This is a genomic window from Acidaminococcus sp. AM33-14BH, from assembly GCF_003603525.1.
In the GTDB taxonomy this organism is placed as follows: domain Bacteria; phylum Bacillota; class Negativicutes; order Acidaminococcales; family Acidaminococcaceae; genus Acidaminococcus; species Acidaminococcus intestini.
In genome coordinates this window covers 33,952-50,557 of sequence record NZ_QTNG01000008.1, presented here as the reverse complement: position 1 = coordinate 50,557, position 16,606 = coordinate 33,952, and the positions used below count along the sequence as shown (strand labels likewise).

Genomic DNA, 16,606 nt, shown 5'->3' with positions numbered 1-16,606 from the left:
AATATAGATAGAGAAATAAAAATAATTAGCATTAAATATACTGATTTACTGGGAAAAGGGGATGCGGAGTTGATGAAACCTACGTATTGTTCTTGCCGGAGCATACTTGCTTTTTTTGTTTTATTGAGCCTTCAGACGGGAATCACCCATGCGGAAACCCATACGTACGGTACCATTGCGGGTCCGGATCATGTCAGCGCGACTGATGATGGTGACATCACGGCCGAAGGTATCAATGGCTGGCATTGGAAATGGACAGATCCCGCGACAGGCGAAGTTTATGAAAATACGTACACAGGAGACTTGCTTGTCGGCAACCGCACGGGAACGGATACGGTTACTATCCAAAAGGGAATCAGTACCCAGCAATCCGACGTGGCCGTCCACGGGAAGAACGTGACCGTTGGGTTTGACATTTCCAGCGGTTCCCGCAACTCCGTCTATTCTGAAAGTAAAAAGATTACCCTCGGCGACGCGGGGGTTACGGAATCCATCACCTTGAACCAGGTTTCACTGACAAAGGGCGCCACATTTGACGCCAAGGCCACTGGCAACATGACGCTAGAAGGACTCGGGGCCTATCCCAATGGCGGCGGTGCGATAAAGGCCACCATCGATGCAGGAACGGTGACGGTCGCGCCGGTCACGGGCGGTCAATCGGCTGTCCAGATTTTTGGGGGTTCATCCGTCAATATCCACGCCAAAGAAGGGATGGACTTCAAGAACCCCAGTGACGGAAGCAGCAATAAGACCATACTCTATGTCCAGGGCGGGAGTGCATCATTTACGACGGACGGCGGCACTGTATCCATGGACGGCTGGACAATCCGACCGCTCGATGGGTATAATTCCGAGACCGGAACAAATTGTCCGTCCCGTGTTGTCATTGACGGCGCGGCCCAGTTTGATGTCAAAAATACAGTTATTTCCACCAAAGACAGCGATGTGACTTTTGGCTCCAAGGCAACGGGCGGCACCATGCAGCTTGACGGCGTCTATACTTTAGGAAAGAGTGATAGCACCATTGGCAGTGCCGCTGTGGAGACCCTTTCCGTTGACATTTTAAATACGGACCAAACTGGTTCGGCACTTACCCTGCGGGCAAAGGACATGACTCTTGGCAAAGAGGGAGAAGAAAGTAAGAGCTACATCGGCGGTTCAGGAAGACTGACCGTGGAAGCAGGCAATGACGTAACTGTCCACGGAACGGTGATGACGAATCAGCCGTCCTATTACAGCAATGCGGCTCGTGTTTCCATTACAGCCGGCGGCGATGTGACCATTGACGCACCGAAATCCGCCTATGGTTCGCAAACCGTCATTTCCGCCAACGGCGGGTCCATCTCCATCGTTTCCGGCGGGAACCTTACGGCATCGGGAGATATTGTAAGCTCCTATGATTCTTCCATGAAATATCAAGGAGCTAACATTTCCGCAGGAGAAGTAAAAGCAGGGAACGCGGATATTGTCATGAAGGCCATTGATCAAGACGGAAACGAAGGAGCAATCAATCTCAAAACAATCAGCACGTATCGCAACACGGCAAGTGACAAGACGACAACCATCCAAATGGAAGGGAAAACAGTCAATGTCCAAAATGCCGCACCGGACAATCCTACTGTCCGGGCCATCATGCTCAATGATGGCAGCAGCCTTTCCGTCAAGGCGGATACCATTACAGCCGAAGGCTATTCTGCAACAGGCGGCTCCAGCGGGGAACTCCTTGCGACGAAAAAAATCGTCATTACGCGGGGCAGCGAGAATAGTATTGACAACTTGGATCAGCGGGCCGCCATCATTGCGGTAGATGGAGCCCATACCTTTGGAACGGAAACGGCGGACGTGAGTGTCGAAGGAGTGACGAAAATCAATGAGAACGCGACGGTGGCCCTTGACGGGAAGAGCGTGACCCTTACGGCAACCGGCGAAGACGCTGCACTTTATTCCCAAGGAAGTACGCGGGTTGGTTCCGATCAAACGGAAAAGACCACGCTTAAAGGACGGGTCGATTCGCTTGGTTCTAACGGAACGGCCGTTTTGGGACAAAAAATCACGATGGAAGATACGGTCAATGCGTACGGAAAAGTCGATGTTGGTTCTGCGGTGACAAGGCTCCTCACTCTTCAAAAAGAAGCAGCTTCCCTCAATGAAGACGCGGTGCTTACCCTTACGGGGGAGACTGTCGATGCGGCAGAAGGCATTGCGGCAAAAAATGGCGGCTTGACCGATGTTAGCGCAAGGAACCTCAAGGGAACCCTGAAGACGGTAGCAGAAGGGACTCTTTCTGCCAGCGTAACGGGCACCTTTACGGGAAAGACGGAAGACGAAGCCGGCACGATGACGGTCACTCTCAACCCGGGCGCTCTTTGGAAGAATACGGGGACGAGCACGGTCGCGACCGTCCATGCCGAGAACGGCATCATTCGTCCTGATGGAGGAGCGGCTCTTACTATTGGCACCTACGACGGGAAGAACGGTGCTCTGGACCTGAAAGACGGCAAAGGCGGCGAGACGGTAACTATTGGGACCTATAGCAATGAGAACGGCACGGTTCTCCTTGATGTGGACCCAACAAAAAATTATGGCGCCGATACGCTCACCGTTACGGAGGGCTTTACCCAAAAGGCCATCATTTCCCTTGAAAAGACAGACCCCAATGTGTACTGGACAAATGCCGTTCAAGGGACGGTCATTGCCCATACGATGGGCGCCAGTCTTTCTTCCGTCAGCTTACTTTCTGATACGGAAGAGCAGCCCCTGCACTTTGTTACGCTTCATTTGGGCGAAAAGGCCACGAATGATGGAAGCGACATCTATATTGATTGGCTAGAGAAAAAGGAAACCATGAATGGGCATCACACGTCGACCGTGGATGGCCTTGCTGGTGCAAGAACGACGGACTATCTGCTGTGGCGAGGGGAAATGGATGCCCTGACGCGCCGATTGGGAGGCGCTGCAGCAGAACCCAAAACCCTTCATGGCATTTGGGCCCGTACGGGCGGAAGCAAGCTCAGCCATGATGGCGAATTTGGGAGTGCTGTCAAAACCAATCGGTATGAAGTGGGCTGTGATATCTACGATCACGAAACGGAGAAGGGCCGCCAGCTGCAGGGCATTGGCTTTTCCTACCTTAAAGGTGATGCGTCCTATGACTACGGCACAAGTGATCTTAAGGGCTATACCTTGGGCCTTTATGATACGGTCCTTAAAAAGGATGGCGAGTATTGGGACTTCAGTTTCAAACTGCAGCGCTTTGCCAATGACTATCGCTACACTGGCCTTGATGCGCATCATACAGGTTCCTATGATGCCACAGGTGCCCTTTTGGGAGCGGAATATGGCGTGAAAAAAGCCTTGGGTAAAGGATTCTTCCTGGCGCCGGAAGTGCAGCTTACTGCAGGCTGGCTGAAACGGGAGTCCTTTACCGATGAAAGCGGTGTCAGTGTCGAGTCTGATACGGTCCGCACGGCTGTGAGCCGTCTCGGGATCCGGACGGGTTATGAAGATGAAAAAATAAGTGCGTACGTGAGGGCTGATTGGTACCATGATTTTGGCGGGGCCTTACAGGATACCTTCGCTTATGGCAGGGACCGCCTCACCATCCATGATGACTACCGTGATACATGGTTTGAATATGGACTTGGCGCCAGCGTCAAAGTGACGGACGCCTTGGACCTTTATGGCGAAGTCACTCGCGGTTCCGGTGCTAGCTTTGATAAGGAATGGAACTGGAACGTGGGCCTACAATATCATTTCTAATGAAGAAAAAGAGACGGAGAGAGGGGAGACCCTTTTTAACCGTCTCTTCCTGTCTTGATAAGACCATAAGACACGGCGCCAAACCTTGTCCTTTGGAGTGGGCGCCGAATTGATTTTTCGATAACACGGTCCTGCGACCGGCTATGGAGCAGGAGCTCCACACGCAGCGGCATGTTTCCGGGCGAATGAAGTTCCACCCCTCCAGTAGGGAGGCTTGGGGCGGCGCACCATGGTCTTTCCTCCATCTTTCACAAAAATATTTTTCTTTAAAACTCCTTGCAATAACCTAAAATACATGGTACAATATCAATCCATGAAATTTTATTTACTAGCAGGATTATAAGGTTTCGCGAGTGCTCAGTGGTTGGACATCGCGTTCCGATCGTTTGGTTGAGAGGAGCACGAAATGCTGACTGAGGGAACTTGGTTTTTACAAGGCTAATCAAAGATTCATTTTGATTGTGGGCCTTGTTTTTTTGTGTTAAAAAACCTGCAGGATGTAAAGGAGTGAGAACCCATATGTTGTTCAAGCCGGTTCATAATGGCAACCGTAAAAGGTACAGCTATGCCAGAATCAAAGAAGTCCTGAAGATGCCGCATCTGATTGACTTGCAGAGAAAATCCTATGAGTGGTTCATCAGGGAAGGACTTCATGACGCGTTCCAGGACGTATCGCCTATCAAGGATGCTACAAACAGCCTGGAACTGAGTTTCGAGAATTTTACCATCGGCGATCCGAAGTATGATATCGAAACTTGCAAGGAAAAAGATGCAACCTATGCGGCTCCTTTGAACGTAGACGTCCGTCTGCTTTATAAAGATACGGGCGAAATCAAGGAATCGACTGTCTTTATGGGCGATTTCCCCCTTATGACCGATACGGGGACCTTCGTCATCAATGGGGCAGAACGTGTCATTGTCAGTCAGCTTGTCCGCAGCCCTGGCGTCTATTATGCCAAGGACATGGATCCAATGGGTAAGTTCCTCTACGGGACCACAGTCATCCCGAACCGCGGGGCCTGGATTGAATATGAGTCCGACCTTAACAGCATCATTTATGCCCGTGTGGACCGGACGCGCAAACTGTCTGCTACGGCCCTCCTGCGTGTCATGGGTCTGCCGACAAATGATGATATCATCAGCGTCTTTGGTGAGCATCCTTACCTGGTTGCTACCCTTGCCAAGGACACAACGAAAAATGAAGATGATGCCCTTCTGGAAATCTATCGGAAGCTGCGTCCGGGTGAACCTGCTAACCTTGAAAACGCTGAACAGCTCATCTATAACCTTTTCTCCGACAATCGCCGCTATGATCTGGCAAATGTCGGTCGTTACAAAATCAATAAGAAATTGGGCTGGCGTCATCGTCTTCATGGCAAGACCCTTGCTGAAGACCTGTGCGCTGAAAACCCCGATGGCACGAAAGGTGCCGTGGTCCTTCCTGCAGGGACGAAGATTGGCGATGCCGAAATCGATACCATCGAAAAGAGCGGTATCTTTGCCGATGAGGGCTATGCCATCGTCTATGTCAAGTTCCAGGAACATGCAGAACGCATGATTGTAACGAAGGATATTGAAGCGTCCGTACGCACCATCACGCCGGCTGATGTCATTGCTTCCTTTGGCTATCTCCTGAATGTCATTGATGGCATGGAAGGCAAGGATGATATCGACCATCTGGGCAACCGTCGTGTCCGCTGCGTTGGCGAACTCCTGCAGAACCAGTTCCGCATTGGACTGTCCCGTATGGAACGCGTCATCCGTGAACGCATGACCATCCAGGATGCTGACGTCATCACCCCGCAGGCCCTTATCAACATTCGTCCGGTCGTAGCGGCTGTGAAGGAATTTTTCGGCAGCAGCCAGCTGTCCCAGTTCATGGACCAAAACAACCCGCTTGCCGAACTGACGCATAAACGCCGTCTGTCCGCCTTGGGACCTGGCGGTCTTTCCCGTGAACGTGCCGGCTATGAAGTCCGTGACGTCCATCCTTCCCATTATGGCCGTATGTGCCCAATTGAGACCCCTGAAGGTCCGAACATCGGGCTCATCGGTTCCCTGGCTGCCTATGGCGTGATCAACCGGTATGGTTTCATTGAGACCCCATATCGCAAGGTCGATAAAGTCAATAAGCGTGTTACCGATGAAATCGTCTATCTGACCGCTGACGAAGAAGATAACTATGTTGTTGCCCAGGCCAACGAACCGCTGACCGAAGACAACCATTTTGTGAATACCCACGTCACCTGCCGCGATAAGAACGAAGTCCTTGCGATTCCGCCGGAACGTGTTGACTTCATGGACGTTTCGCCAAAACAGGTTATGTCCATTGCAGCTGCCCTGATTCCTTTCCTTGAAAACGACGACGCCAACCGTGCCCTCATGGGTGCGAACATGCAGCGTCAGGCTGTACCTCTGCTCAATCCGAAGGCGCCAGTCGTTGGTACGGGGATGGAATATAAGATCGCTGTTGACTCCGGTGTCTGCATCCTGGCTAAGCACGCTGGTACAGTCAAGTATGTCAGTGGTGACAAGATCCTCATCACTCGTGATGATGGAAAAGGCATCGATGAATACAATGTCCTGAAATTCAAACGTTCCAACCAGAGTACCTGTGTCAACCAGCGCCCCATTGTCTTTAAGGGCGATAAGGTCGAAGAAGGTCAGGTCCTTGCTGATGGACCGGCAACAGATCACGGCGAGCTTGCCCTTGGCCGCAACGCCATTGCTGCCTATATGCCTTGGGAAGGCTACAACTACGAAGACGCCGTCCTCCTCAGCGAAGACCTCGTCAAGGAAGATGTCTTTACCTCCATCCATATTGAAGAATATAACTGCGATGCCCGCGATACGAAACTGGGACCGGAAGAGATTACCCGCGATATCCCGAACGTTTCTGAAGATGCCCTGAAGGACCTCGACGAAGACGGAATCATTCGTGTCGGTGCTGAAGTCCGTCCTGGAGATATCCTCGTCGGTAAAGTCACGCCGAAAGGGGAAACGGAACTTTCTGCTGAAGAGCGCCTCATCCGTGCCATCTTTGCTGAAAAGGCACGGGAAGTCCGTGACAGCTCCCTCCGTGTTCCTCATGGGGAATTCGGGATCATTATTTCCGTCAAGGTCTTTACCCGTGAAAACGGCGATGAACTGCCGCCTGGCGTCAATAAGCAGGTTCGTGTCAGCATCGTTCAAAAACGTAAAATCGGCGAAGGCGATAAGATGGCAGGCCGTCACGGGAACAAAGGTGTTGTTTCCCGCATCCTGCCGCGCGAAGATATGCCGTTCCTGCCTAATGGCGAACCGGTCCAGATCGTACTGAACCCCTTGGGCGTACCGAGCCGTATGAATATTGGGCAGATTCTTGAAGCCCATCTGGGCTGGGCGGCAACCGCGCTGGGCATGCGTATTGACAACCATGACCCCAACGTCGAAGCAGACCTGCGCAAAGCGGGCTATGATTTCGATGAACTGGGCATGCCAGAAACGGTGGATGGCGCTGTTCCTGTCGCGGTCCCGGTCTTTGACTCGGCTCGCCAGGATGATATGGCCCGTACCCTCGAAGCGGCTGGCGTCGATCCCAGCGGCAAGACAGTCCTTTATGATGGCCGTACCGGGGAACCGTTTGATAACCCTGTTACCGTTGGCTGCATCTACTACCTCAAGCTTCACCATCTGGTTGCTGATAAGATCCATGCCCGTTCTACCGGTCCGTACTCCCTGGTTACCCAGCAGCCGCTTGGTGGTAAGGCGCAGTTCGGTGGACAGCGTTTCGGTGAAATGGAAGTGTGGGCCCTCGAGGCTTATGGCGCTGCCTATACCCTCCAGGAAATCCTGACCGTGAAGTCTGACGATGTTGTCGGACGTGTAAAGGCTTATGAATCCATCGTCAAGGGTGAAAATATCCCTGAACCGGGTGTCCCTGAATCTTTCAAGGTCCTTGTCAAGGAAATGCAGGCAATCGGTCTTGATGTAAGCGTCCTCGATGAAGATGATGAGGAAATCGATCTTGATGATGAGGATGAAGATATTGGAATGGGCGATATTGCCCGCGAGCTTGACATGGATATGTCCGGCAAGGTCTCCACGGCTGCCAACACCGGGGAACAAGCCCAAAACCGCGCCAATAGCGACGAAGAAGTGAGCCCCGATGAAGACCAGACGGAAGACAGCGATTTTGATGTCATTGCCGATATCGGCAACATGGGAATGGATGATTCCCAAGGCGATGACAACGGCTCTGATGAAGAGTAGGAAGGAGTGAGTGCTCTTGTTGGACGTAAATAAATTTCATTCTATGAGAATCGGCCTGGCTTCCCCGGAAAAGATCCGTTCCTGGTCCCACGGCGAAGTCACGAAGCCGGAAACGATTAACTATAGAACGCTGAAACCAGAACGGGACGGCCTTTTCTGCGAACGCATCTTTGGCCCGACCAAGGACTGGGAATGCCACTGCGGTAAGTACAAACGCATCCGCTATAAAGGTGTGGTCTGCGACAAGTGCGGCGTCGAAGTCACGCGGGCAAAAGTCCGTCGTGACCGCATGGGCTCCATTGAGCTTGCTGCTCCTGTCTCCCACATCTGGTATTTCAAGGGGATTCCCTGCCGCATGGGCGCCATCCTTGATATTGGTCAGCGCGCCCTTGAAAAGGTCCTCTATTTTGCAAGCTACATCGTCCTTGATCCGGGCGATACGAACCTGACAAAAAAGCAGCTCCTCACAGAAGCCGAATACCAGGAAAAACTGGATGAATTCGGGGATACTTTCCGCGTCGGCATTGGTGCCGAAGCCATCAAGGAACTGCTCCACGAAATCAATGTGGAAGAACTGACGAAGGAACTGCGGGCAGCACTCAAGACGGAGACGAGCCTCCAGAAAAAACGCAACATCGTGCGCCGTCTCGATGTCTGTGAAGCCTTCCTCAAGAGCGGCAACAAGCCAGAATGGATGATCATGGATGTCATTCCGGTCATTCCGCCGGATTTGCGTCCGATGGTTCAGCTCGATGGCGGCCGTTTTGCTACAAGCGACCTGAACGACCTCTATCGCCGTGTCATCAACCGTAACAATCGTTTGAAACGCCTTCAGGAACTGCAGGCTCCGGACATCATCGTCCGGAACGAAAAACGGATGCTCCAGGAAGCTGTCGATGCCCTTATCGATAACGGCCGCCGCGGCCGCGCCGTAACGGGCCCTGGCACGCGCCCCTTAAAGAGCCTTTCTGATATGCTCAAAGGGAAGCAGGGCCGTTTCCGTCAGAACCTTTTGGGTAAACGTGTCGACTACTCCGGTCGAAGCGTTATTGTCGTTGGTCCTGAAATGAAGATGCATCAGTGCGGCCTGCCGAAAGAAATGGCCCTTGAACTCTTCAAACCGTTCATCATGAAACGCCTTGTCGAAAACGGTACGGCAACGAACATCAAGAGCGCAAAGAGAATGGTCGAACGCGCGACGGATGCCGTTTGGGATGTCCTGGAAGAAGTCATCAAGGAACACCCTGTCATGCTGAACCGTGCCCCGACGCTGCACCGTCTGGGCATCCAGGCTTTTGAGCCGATTCTGTCCGAAGGCCGCGCCATTAAACTTCATCCGCTCGTCTGCACGCCTTTCAACGCCGACTTCGACGGTGACCAGATGGCTGTTCACCTGCCGCTGTCTGCTGAAGCCCAGGCTGAAGCCCGTGTGCTCATGATGAGTGTCAATAATATCCTGGCTCCAAAAGATGGGAAACCAATCACCGTTCCGACGCAGGATATGGTATTGGGCGCGTATTATCTCACCATTTTCCGCGAAGGGGCCAAAGGAGAAGGCCGTCGCTTCATCAGTTTTGACGAAGCAAGACTGGCATACTTCAATAAGGACATCGCCCTCCAGGCCAAGATCAAGGTTCGTGTCCCCAACTCCGAAATCTATCCTGAACCGTCCGATGTGGGTGAGAGCCTTGTCACGACGAGCATGGGCAATATCATCTACAACTGCGAACTGCCGCTTGAAATGCGCTATTATTCCAAGCAGGAAGATGGAACCTGGCTTCTTGGCAAGCTCATTGATAAGAAGGAACTGGGCCGTCTTGTCGCCAAGGCCCATAAGCTTTACGGGAACTTCGGCACGGCCCGCGTCCTTGATACGGTCAAGAAACTCGGTTATGACAACGCTTGTCTGTCCGGTCTGTCCATTGCCGCGTCGGATATCGAAATTCCGAAGGAAAAGGGCGAAATCCTTGCTGCTGCTGAAAAAGAAGTCGATAAGGTCGAACGCCTCTTCAGCCGTGGGTTGATGAGTGAAGACGAACGCTACCGCAAGGTCATTGATATTTGGAACAAAGCTACGGAAGATGTTGCTGATGCCCTGATGAAGAACACCATGGATCAGTTCAACCCGCTCTTCATGATGGCCAATTCCGGTGCCCGCGGTAACGTACAGCAGATCCGTCAGCTCGCTGGTATGCGTGGATTGATGGCTGACCCGTCGGGCCGTATCATCGACCGTCCGATTAAATCAAACTTCCGTGAAGGGCTGACCGTATTGGAATACTTTATTTCCACGCACGGTGCCCGTAAAGGTCTTGCCGATACGGCCCTTAGAACGGCTGACTCTGGGTATCTGACGCGCCGCCTTGTTGATGTTGCCCAAGATGTCATTGTACGTGAAGATGACTGCGACGTAACGACCATGAATCTCGTCCGCGAACGGGCTCGTTTCTGCAAGAACGTCCTCGGCTCCAGCCAGCGCAAGCTGAAGGAATACGCCGTGGGCCGTACCCTTGCTTCCAGCGTCCTTGCTGACGATGATTCCATCATTGCCGAAGCCGATACGGTGGTTACGGAAGACGTCTTTGACCGTCTTCTTGCTGCCAAGGTCCTGGAAATCCGTCTGTATCCTCTTGATGAAGAAAATGGCGAAGACGCCGAGACCCTTGCCATCAATGTCAGCGAAGATAAGGTCAAGACGGCTTTCCGTGAACATATGACCCATCACTTCCTCGATAAGGAAGTGGCGGAAGATATCCTTGATGGGGAAGGAACCGTCCTTGCCCATAAGGGAGATCATTTCACGGCAGAGCTCATTGAAACCATTCTTGATAATGGCACGGTTAAGGAACTGAGTATCCGCAACAACGAAGTTGACGGTATCTACGTTGAAGCCATTACGGCCGGCAAGAACAAGAGCACGGTCCTGGAATCCCTCCGCGACCGCCTCGTGGGCAGAACCCTTGCCGAAGAAATCGAAGACAAGGATGGCCACGTCCTTTATCACATCAATGACTACATTACGGAAGATATGGCTGATGTCATCGCCAGCCTCCGTGAAAAAGTCAAGATCCGCAGCGTTCTTACCTGCAAATCCCACTTTGGCGTCTGCCGCAAGTGCTATGGACGCAACCTCGCCACGGCCCGCAAGGTCGAAATCGGCGAAGCTGTCGGGACCATTGCCGCCCAGGCCATCGGGGAACCGGGCACCCAGCTCACGATGCGTACGTTCCATACGGGCGGCGTTGCCGGTGCTGACGATATTACCCAGGGTCTTCCTCGTGTCGAAGAGCTCTTTGAAGCACGGAAACCGAAACATCCGGGTATCCTCAGCGAATCGGCAGGAACCGTCAGCGTCCAGGAAAAGGAAGATGGCCGTTTTGTCATCATCACCCGCGAAGATGGCACGGAAGATTCCTACCATATTCCATATGGGGCCAAACTTCATATTGCTGACGGCGATCATGTGGAAGTGGGCGACCGCCTGACCGAAGGGTCCCTCAATCCGCACGATATCCTGCGTATCAGCGGGCCTGCCGCTACGCGTCACTACCTCGTGCAGCAGGTACTCAGTGTCTATAAATCCCAGGGCGTTGAAATCAACGATAAACACGTTGAAGTCATGGTCCGTCAGATGATGCGCAAATACCGCATCGACGATGCTGGAGATACAAAGATGCTGCCGGGCTCCGTTGTGGACATCGCACAATTTGAAGATGAAAACGATGAAGTCATGGCAGAAGGCAAGGAACCGGCACAAGGACATCCGATCCTCCTCGGGATCACCAAAGCTTCCCTGGCAACAGATTCCTTCCTGTCAGCTGCTTCCTTCCAGGAAACGACGAGAAACCTGACCGACGCCGCCATCAAAGGCAAAGTCGATCCGCTCCTTGGTCTTAAGGAAAACGTCATCATTGGTAAGCTGATCCCCGCAGGTACGGGCATGCCTAAATACCGCAATATCCAGCTCAAGCTTCATCGTCCCGATGAAGTTCAAGAGAGCACGGACAGCGAAAATGCTGATGAATAAGCTGTAAATAGAAAGCCGCGAAGAAACCTAGATTTCTTCGCGGCTTTTTGTGTTTGGTGGAGTAAAGAGACTGTACAGGCAGCGACGCTGCCTCCTATATGGGGGCGGTTTGGATCCGTTCCTTTGAGGCTTTTCTCATTATCCGAACATTACTCATTGTTTAGTTTTCCATTGACCACTTTTTATCCTGTTCTTATTCTCTTTTTTCGTCCTTTCTTTTTCAAACAATTCCATAATGATTACATATTGCATACAATATACTTTCAAATTGTCCCTAATATTTCTCCCAATCCCTTGACAATGACACTGCTTGTGTTGTATAAATAGACCAATGCTGATTATGAACGAAATAAATAAAGAGGCATTCAACGTTCATAATATAACAGCCTTTTCCATCAAAAAAGGGAGCCCCGCTCCCTTGTCATTGTGATTCTATTTTTTATCATTCATCTGCAGGTACATAGTGTTTCAGACAGGCACTCTTGAGTCCTTCCGATACCGGTGTCTTTTCTTCCTTCACAATCCTCTGGACTTCTTTTTTCAGCGTCTGCGTCGATGCCAAGTGGGGGAGGACGTCTTCCTCCGTAAAAAACGATGGCTCGGCGTAGTTATCAGCAAAGACGGCGATAGTTTCCACCTTTACGTGGTGGGCACCTTCTTTTGCCAGGGTTTCCTTAAAGACCGCTTCAGATTCCTCAAGGGCCCGTACAGGATTTTTTACAATGAGGCTTGACGCATTATCCGTCACACGCCATGTGGAATCCTGATTATGACCATAGATGCGGTAGCCCTTATGGATGACCCTAAGGAGCAGCGCCTTTCCGGGGAGAAGGGCAATGAGGTCGACGCCTGTAAGGCTGCCTTTTGGGGGCACAAAGAAATAGGTTTTTTTATGGGAACCTTCTCTGATGGCTTTTTTGACACGCTTCATGGCCATTTCCGGTGTGCGGGCTTTTTTCATCTGGAGCCATTTCCAGCGGAACACAACAAGGCCCGTAGCAAGTACGAGGAAAAAAATAAGGATTTCTTTGAAACTATGAAGCTTCCAGATTGTGAAATCAGGAAGGATTTTGATGACAACGTCTTCCATGACAAGACTCCTTTTTGTAGGGAGAAATTTTTACATGCTCCATTATATCAGCCTTTCGTAGTTTTTACTAGGCGAGGCCCCTTTCCAATGATATAATGGATATGTACTAAAATTCTGAAAAAAGATGATTTCCCCATCTGGGGTTTTCATACAGCGCACTCATTCTATTTAAAAGGGGGACCTATTATGGCTGCAACAAATGAAAAGGAACTGTCCCGGGTGGACCGGTTCCTCAACACGATTGAACGTGTCTGCAACAAATTGCCACCGCCTGCCATCCTATTTTGTATCCTGTTTCTTATCGTGGCTTTTGTCGGGATGTTCTTTACCTTCTCTGGTTTTGGCCTCGAAAATCCGGCGACCCATAAGGTCGTCTATTCCCAGAACCTCTTTACCAAAGAAGGTGTCCAGTGGCTTTTGACCAGCATGGTCAAGAACTTCACCGGTTTTGCACCTTTGGGACTTGTCATCACCATGACTATGGCCATTGGCTTCTGTGAAGAATCAGGCATGCTTGTTGCCATGCTCCGCCGCAGTATGAAGAATGTACCGCCTAATATCGTACCGTTTCTCATTGCTTTTCTTGGAACGGTCGGCAACATTGCCTCCGATACGGCCATGGTCGTCATTCCGCCTCTTGCTGCCCTCGTTTACATCGGCGTCAAGAAAAACCCGGTTGTAGGGATGATTGTCGGCTATGCCGGTGCCCAGGCTGGTTTTACGGCAAACCTCATGATTGCTGGTACGGACTCCCTGCTGCAGGGCCTTACGAACCAAGCCATTGATGCGTTTCTCGGTACACCTGGGAAATTTGTTGTTGATGTCACCTGTAACTGGTACTTCATGATTGCTTCTACCTTCCTGTGCTCCCTTGTGATTGGCCTTGTTTCAACTAGGATCGTGGAACCTCGGTTCCCCGTCTATCACAGCAAAGATGAAGACGAGACCATCCAGGAAGTGACCCCCCTTGAAGTAAAAGGACTTCATCGTGCCGGTTTTGCCGTTGTGCTCTATATTGCCATCCTCGCCATCGGTTTCTTTGCAGGCGTTCTTTCCAAAGACGGACATACCCTCGTCGGATCGTTGCTCCTCAAAGGTCTCATCCCGATTCTCTTTTTCCTCTTCAGTATTGCCGGCATCACGTATGGCATCACGACGGGCAGCTTTAAATCTGTCAAGGACGTCAACAAAGCCATGGTCAAGCAAATGAGCGGCATGGGCGCCTACGTTGTTTTCTGCTTTTTCTGCGGCCAGTTCCAAGCTCTTTTCAACTGGACCCATCTGGGCACGCTCATGGCGATTTCCGGTGCTGACTTCCTCAGAGGAATCGGCTTTACGGGCCTTCCCATGTGCATCGCCTTTATCCTCATTACGGCCCTCATCAACATCTTTGTTTCGAGCGGCTCTGCCAAGTGGGCCATCCTCGCTCCGATCTTCGTTCCGATGTTCATGCTCCTTGGCTACCATCCTGGATTTACCCAGCTCATCTATCGCTTGGGCGACTCTCCGGGGAACTGCTTTACCCCGATGTCTCCCTACATTTGGATGATCCTTTCTGTGGCCCAGGAAAAATACATGCCTGACATTGCCATTGGGACCCTCATTTCCAACATGATTCCTATTGCCATCGTCCTTCAGATTGCCTGGATTGTTTTCCTCATCGTTTGGGAAACCTTGGGCCTTCCCATTGGACCGGGCGTCGGCATGCAGCTGCCCCCGGGCATTCTCTGACTAAAACGACTTTCCTTTTAGGGAAAGGTAACCCGTACGCTCTCTAGTTTGAAAAAGCGCTGCGCTTTTTGAACATCCGGCGGGGCTTCGTGCCTTGCCGGATATTTTACTATCTAAGGAAGAAGTTGATTATGATGAAAATACAGAAAGTACCCCAGCAAAAAGGTACCCTTGCCGCTTTCATGAACCTTGTCGAACGGGTCTGCAACAGGCTGCCGCCTCCAGCTATTCTTTTTTGTCTGCTCTTTGTCCTGACCGCCCTGTTGGGCGCCCTCTTTACGGAAATGGGGGTACATCTTGAAAACCCCGCCACCCACCATATCGTCACGGCCCAGAACTTTTTCAGTAAGGCCGGTATCCAGTGGCTCCTCACAAATATGGTGAAGAACTTTACGGGCTTTGCGCCTTTGGGCCTTGTCATTACTATGACCATGGCCATCGGATTTTGTGAGGAATCAGGTCTCTTGGTTTCCCTTTTGAATCGATCCATGCGCCGCGTGCCGCCCGCTCTCGTGCCTTACCTCATCGCCTTTGTCGGGACCTTGGGGAACATTGCTTCTGATACCGCGGCCGTCGTTATCCCGCCCTTGGGTGCCCTTGTTTATCTTGGCGTCAAAAAGCATCCTGTGGCCGGGATGATCGTGGGCTACGCCGGTGCGAACGCTGGTTTTACGGCAAATCTCATGGTCGCTGGTACGGATTCTCTGCTGCAGGGCTTGACAAACGAAGCCATCAAAGGCTTTTTGGGAAATCAGGACTTTGCCGTTGATGTCACCTGCAACTGGTACTTTATGGTTGCCTCCACCTTCCTTGTCGCCCTCGTGATTGGGTGGCTCTCCCAAAAAATTGTAGAACCCCGTTTTGGGACCTATGAAGGGCCCGTGGAAGAGGAGACCGTCGCTGAAATCGGGCCTGCGGAAAAGCGCGGCATAAAAAACGCGGGACTTGTCGTCCTTGTCTTCATCCTCATCGTCGTGGCAGGTTTTTTTACGGGCATCCTTTCCAAAGATGGACATACCCTTGTGGGCTCCCTGCTCCTCAAAGGGCTCATTCCTATCCTCTTTTTTGTCCTCAGTGCGGCAGGCATTGCTTACGGTCTCACCACAGGAAAATTCATGAATCTAAAGGATATCAACAAAGCCATGGTCAAACAAATGAGTGCCATGGGTTCCTACGTTGTTTTCTGCTTTTTCTGCGGCCAGTTCCAGGCCCTTTTTAACTGGACCCATATGGGAACCCTCCTTTCTATCAAAGGGGCGGAGCTGCTCCGGGAAATTGGCTTTACTGGACTTCCCCTCAGCGTGGCCTTTATTCTCATCACGGCGCTCATCAACCTTTTTATGTCAAGTGGTTCTGCCAAATGGGCCATCTTCGCGCCGATCTTTGTCCCGATGTTCATGATGCTCGGGTATCATCCCGCTTATGCCCAGCTCCTTTATCGCCTGGGTGATTCACCGACCAACTGCTTTACTCCCGTCATGCCCTACCTGTGGATGGTCCTTGCCGTAGCCCAGGAAAAATACATGCCCGATATCGCCATCGGAACCCTCGTCTCGAGCCTCGTCCCCCTGGGCCTTGCCCTCCAGGTCATTTGGATCATTTTCCTCATCGCCTGGACCCTCCTGGGAATCCCCATCGGTCCTGGTGTCGGTGCGACGCTGCCGCCAGGAGTCTTGTAAGGGAAAAACAGTCCTAGATGGATTATCGTGTGTACTGCCTTGCGAACATTTTGCAGGGCAGTGTTTTTT

6 protein-coding genes are annotated in these 16,606 nt (G+C 51.6%); 5 read left to right on the top strand and 1 reads right to left on the bottom strand.

Annotated features, from left to right (window positions below):
* Positions 1-72: 72 nt before the first annotated feature.
* The 3 genes from DW817_RS06955 to rpoC all read left to right on the top strand — a co-directional run bounded on the left by DW817_RS06955 (position 73) and on the right by rpoC (position 12,037).
* Positions 73-3,759 (top strand): autotransporter outer membrane beta-barrel domain-containing protein, encoded by a 3,687-nt coding sequence (locus tag DW817_RS06955; RefSeq protein ID WP_120111783.1) that lies wholly within the window; start codon positions 73-75, stop codon positions 3,757-3,759.
* A gap of 519 nt (positions 3,760-4,278) precedes the next feature.
* On the top strand, positions 4,279-8,010 hold the full coding sequence (gene rpoB, locus DW817_RS06950) for a DNA-directed RNA polymerase subunit beta (protein ID WP_120111779.1): 3,732 nt from the start codon (positions 4,279-4,281) through the stop codon (positions 8,008-8,010).
* 16 nt (positions 8,011-8,026) lie between these two features.
* Entirely contained in the window at positions 8,027-12,037 is a 4,011-nt protein-coding gene (rpoC, locus tag DW817_RS06945; RefSeq protein WP_016459990.1) for a DNA-directed RNA polymerase subunit beta', read from the top strand.
* Between the two features lie 442 nt (positions 12,038-12,479).
* On the opposite strand, the gene DW817_RS06940 is transcribed toward rpoC, so the two are convergent.
* Complete coding sequence (locus DW817_RS06940) at positions 12,480-13,127, bottom strand: NERD domain-containing protein (protein ID WP_009014959.1); 648 nt, start codon at positions 13,125-13,127, stop codon at positions 12,480-12,482.
* A gap of 186 nt (positions 13,128-13,313) precedes the next feature.
* Between DW817_RS06940 and DW817_RS06935 the strand changes: the two genes are divergently transcribed.
* Together DW817_RS06935 and DW817_RS06930 are read left to right on the top strand one after the other, a co-directional pair.
* A complete protein-coding gene (locus tag DW817_RS06935) occupies positions 13,314-14,858 on the top strand; it encodes an AbgT family transporter (RefSeq protein ID WP_016459991.1) in 1,545 nt (514 codons plus the stop codon).
* A gap of 131 nt (positions 14,859-14,989) precedes the next feature.
* On the top strand, positions 14,990-16,537 hold the full coding sequence (locus DW817_RS06930) for an AbgT family transporter (RefSeq protein ID WP_014129053.1): 1,548 nt from the start codon (positions 14,990-14,992) through the stop codon (positions 16,535-16,537).
* Positions 16,538-16,606 lie beyond the last annotated feature (69 nt).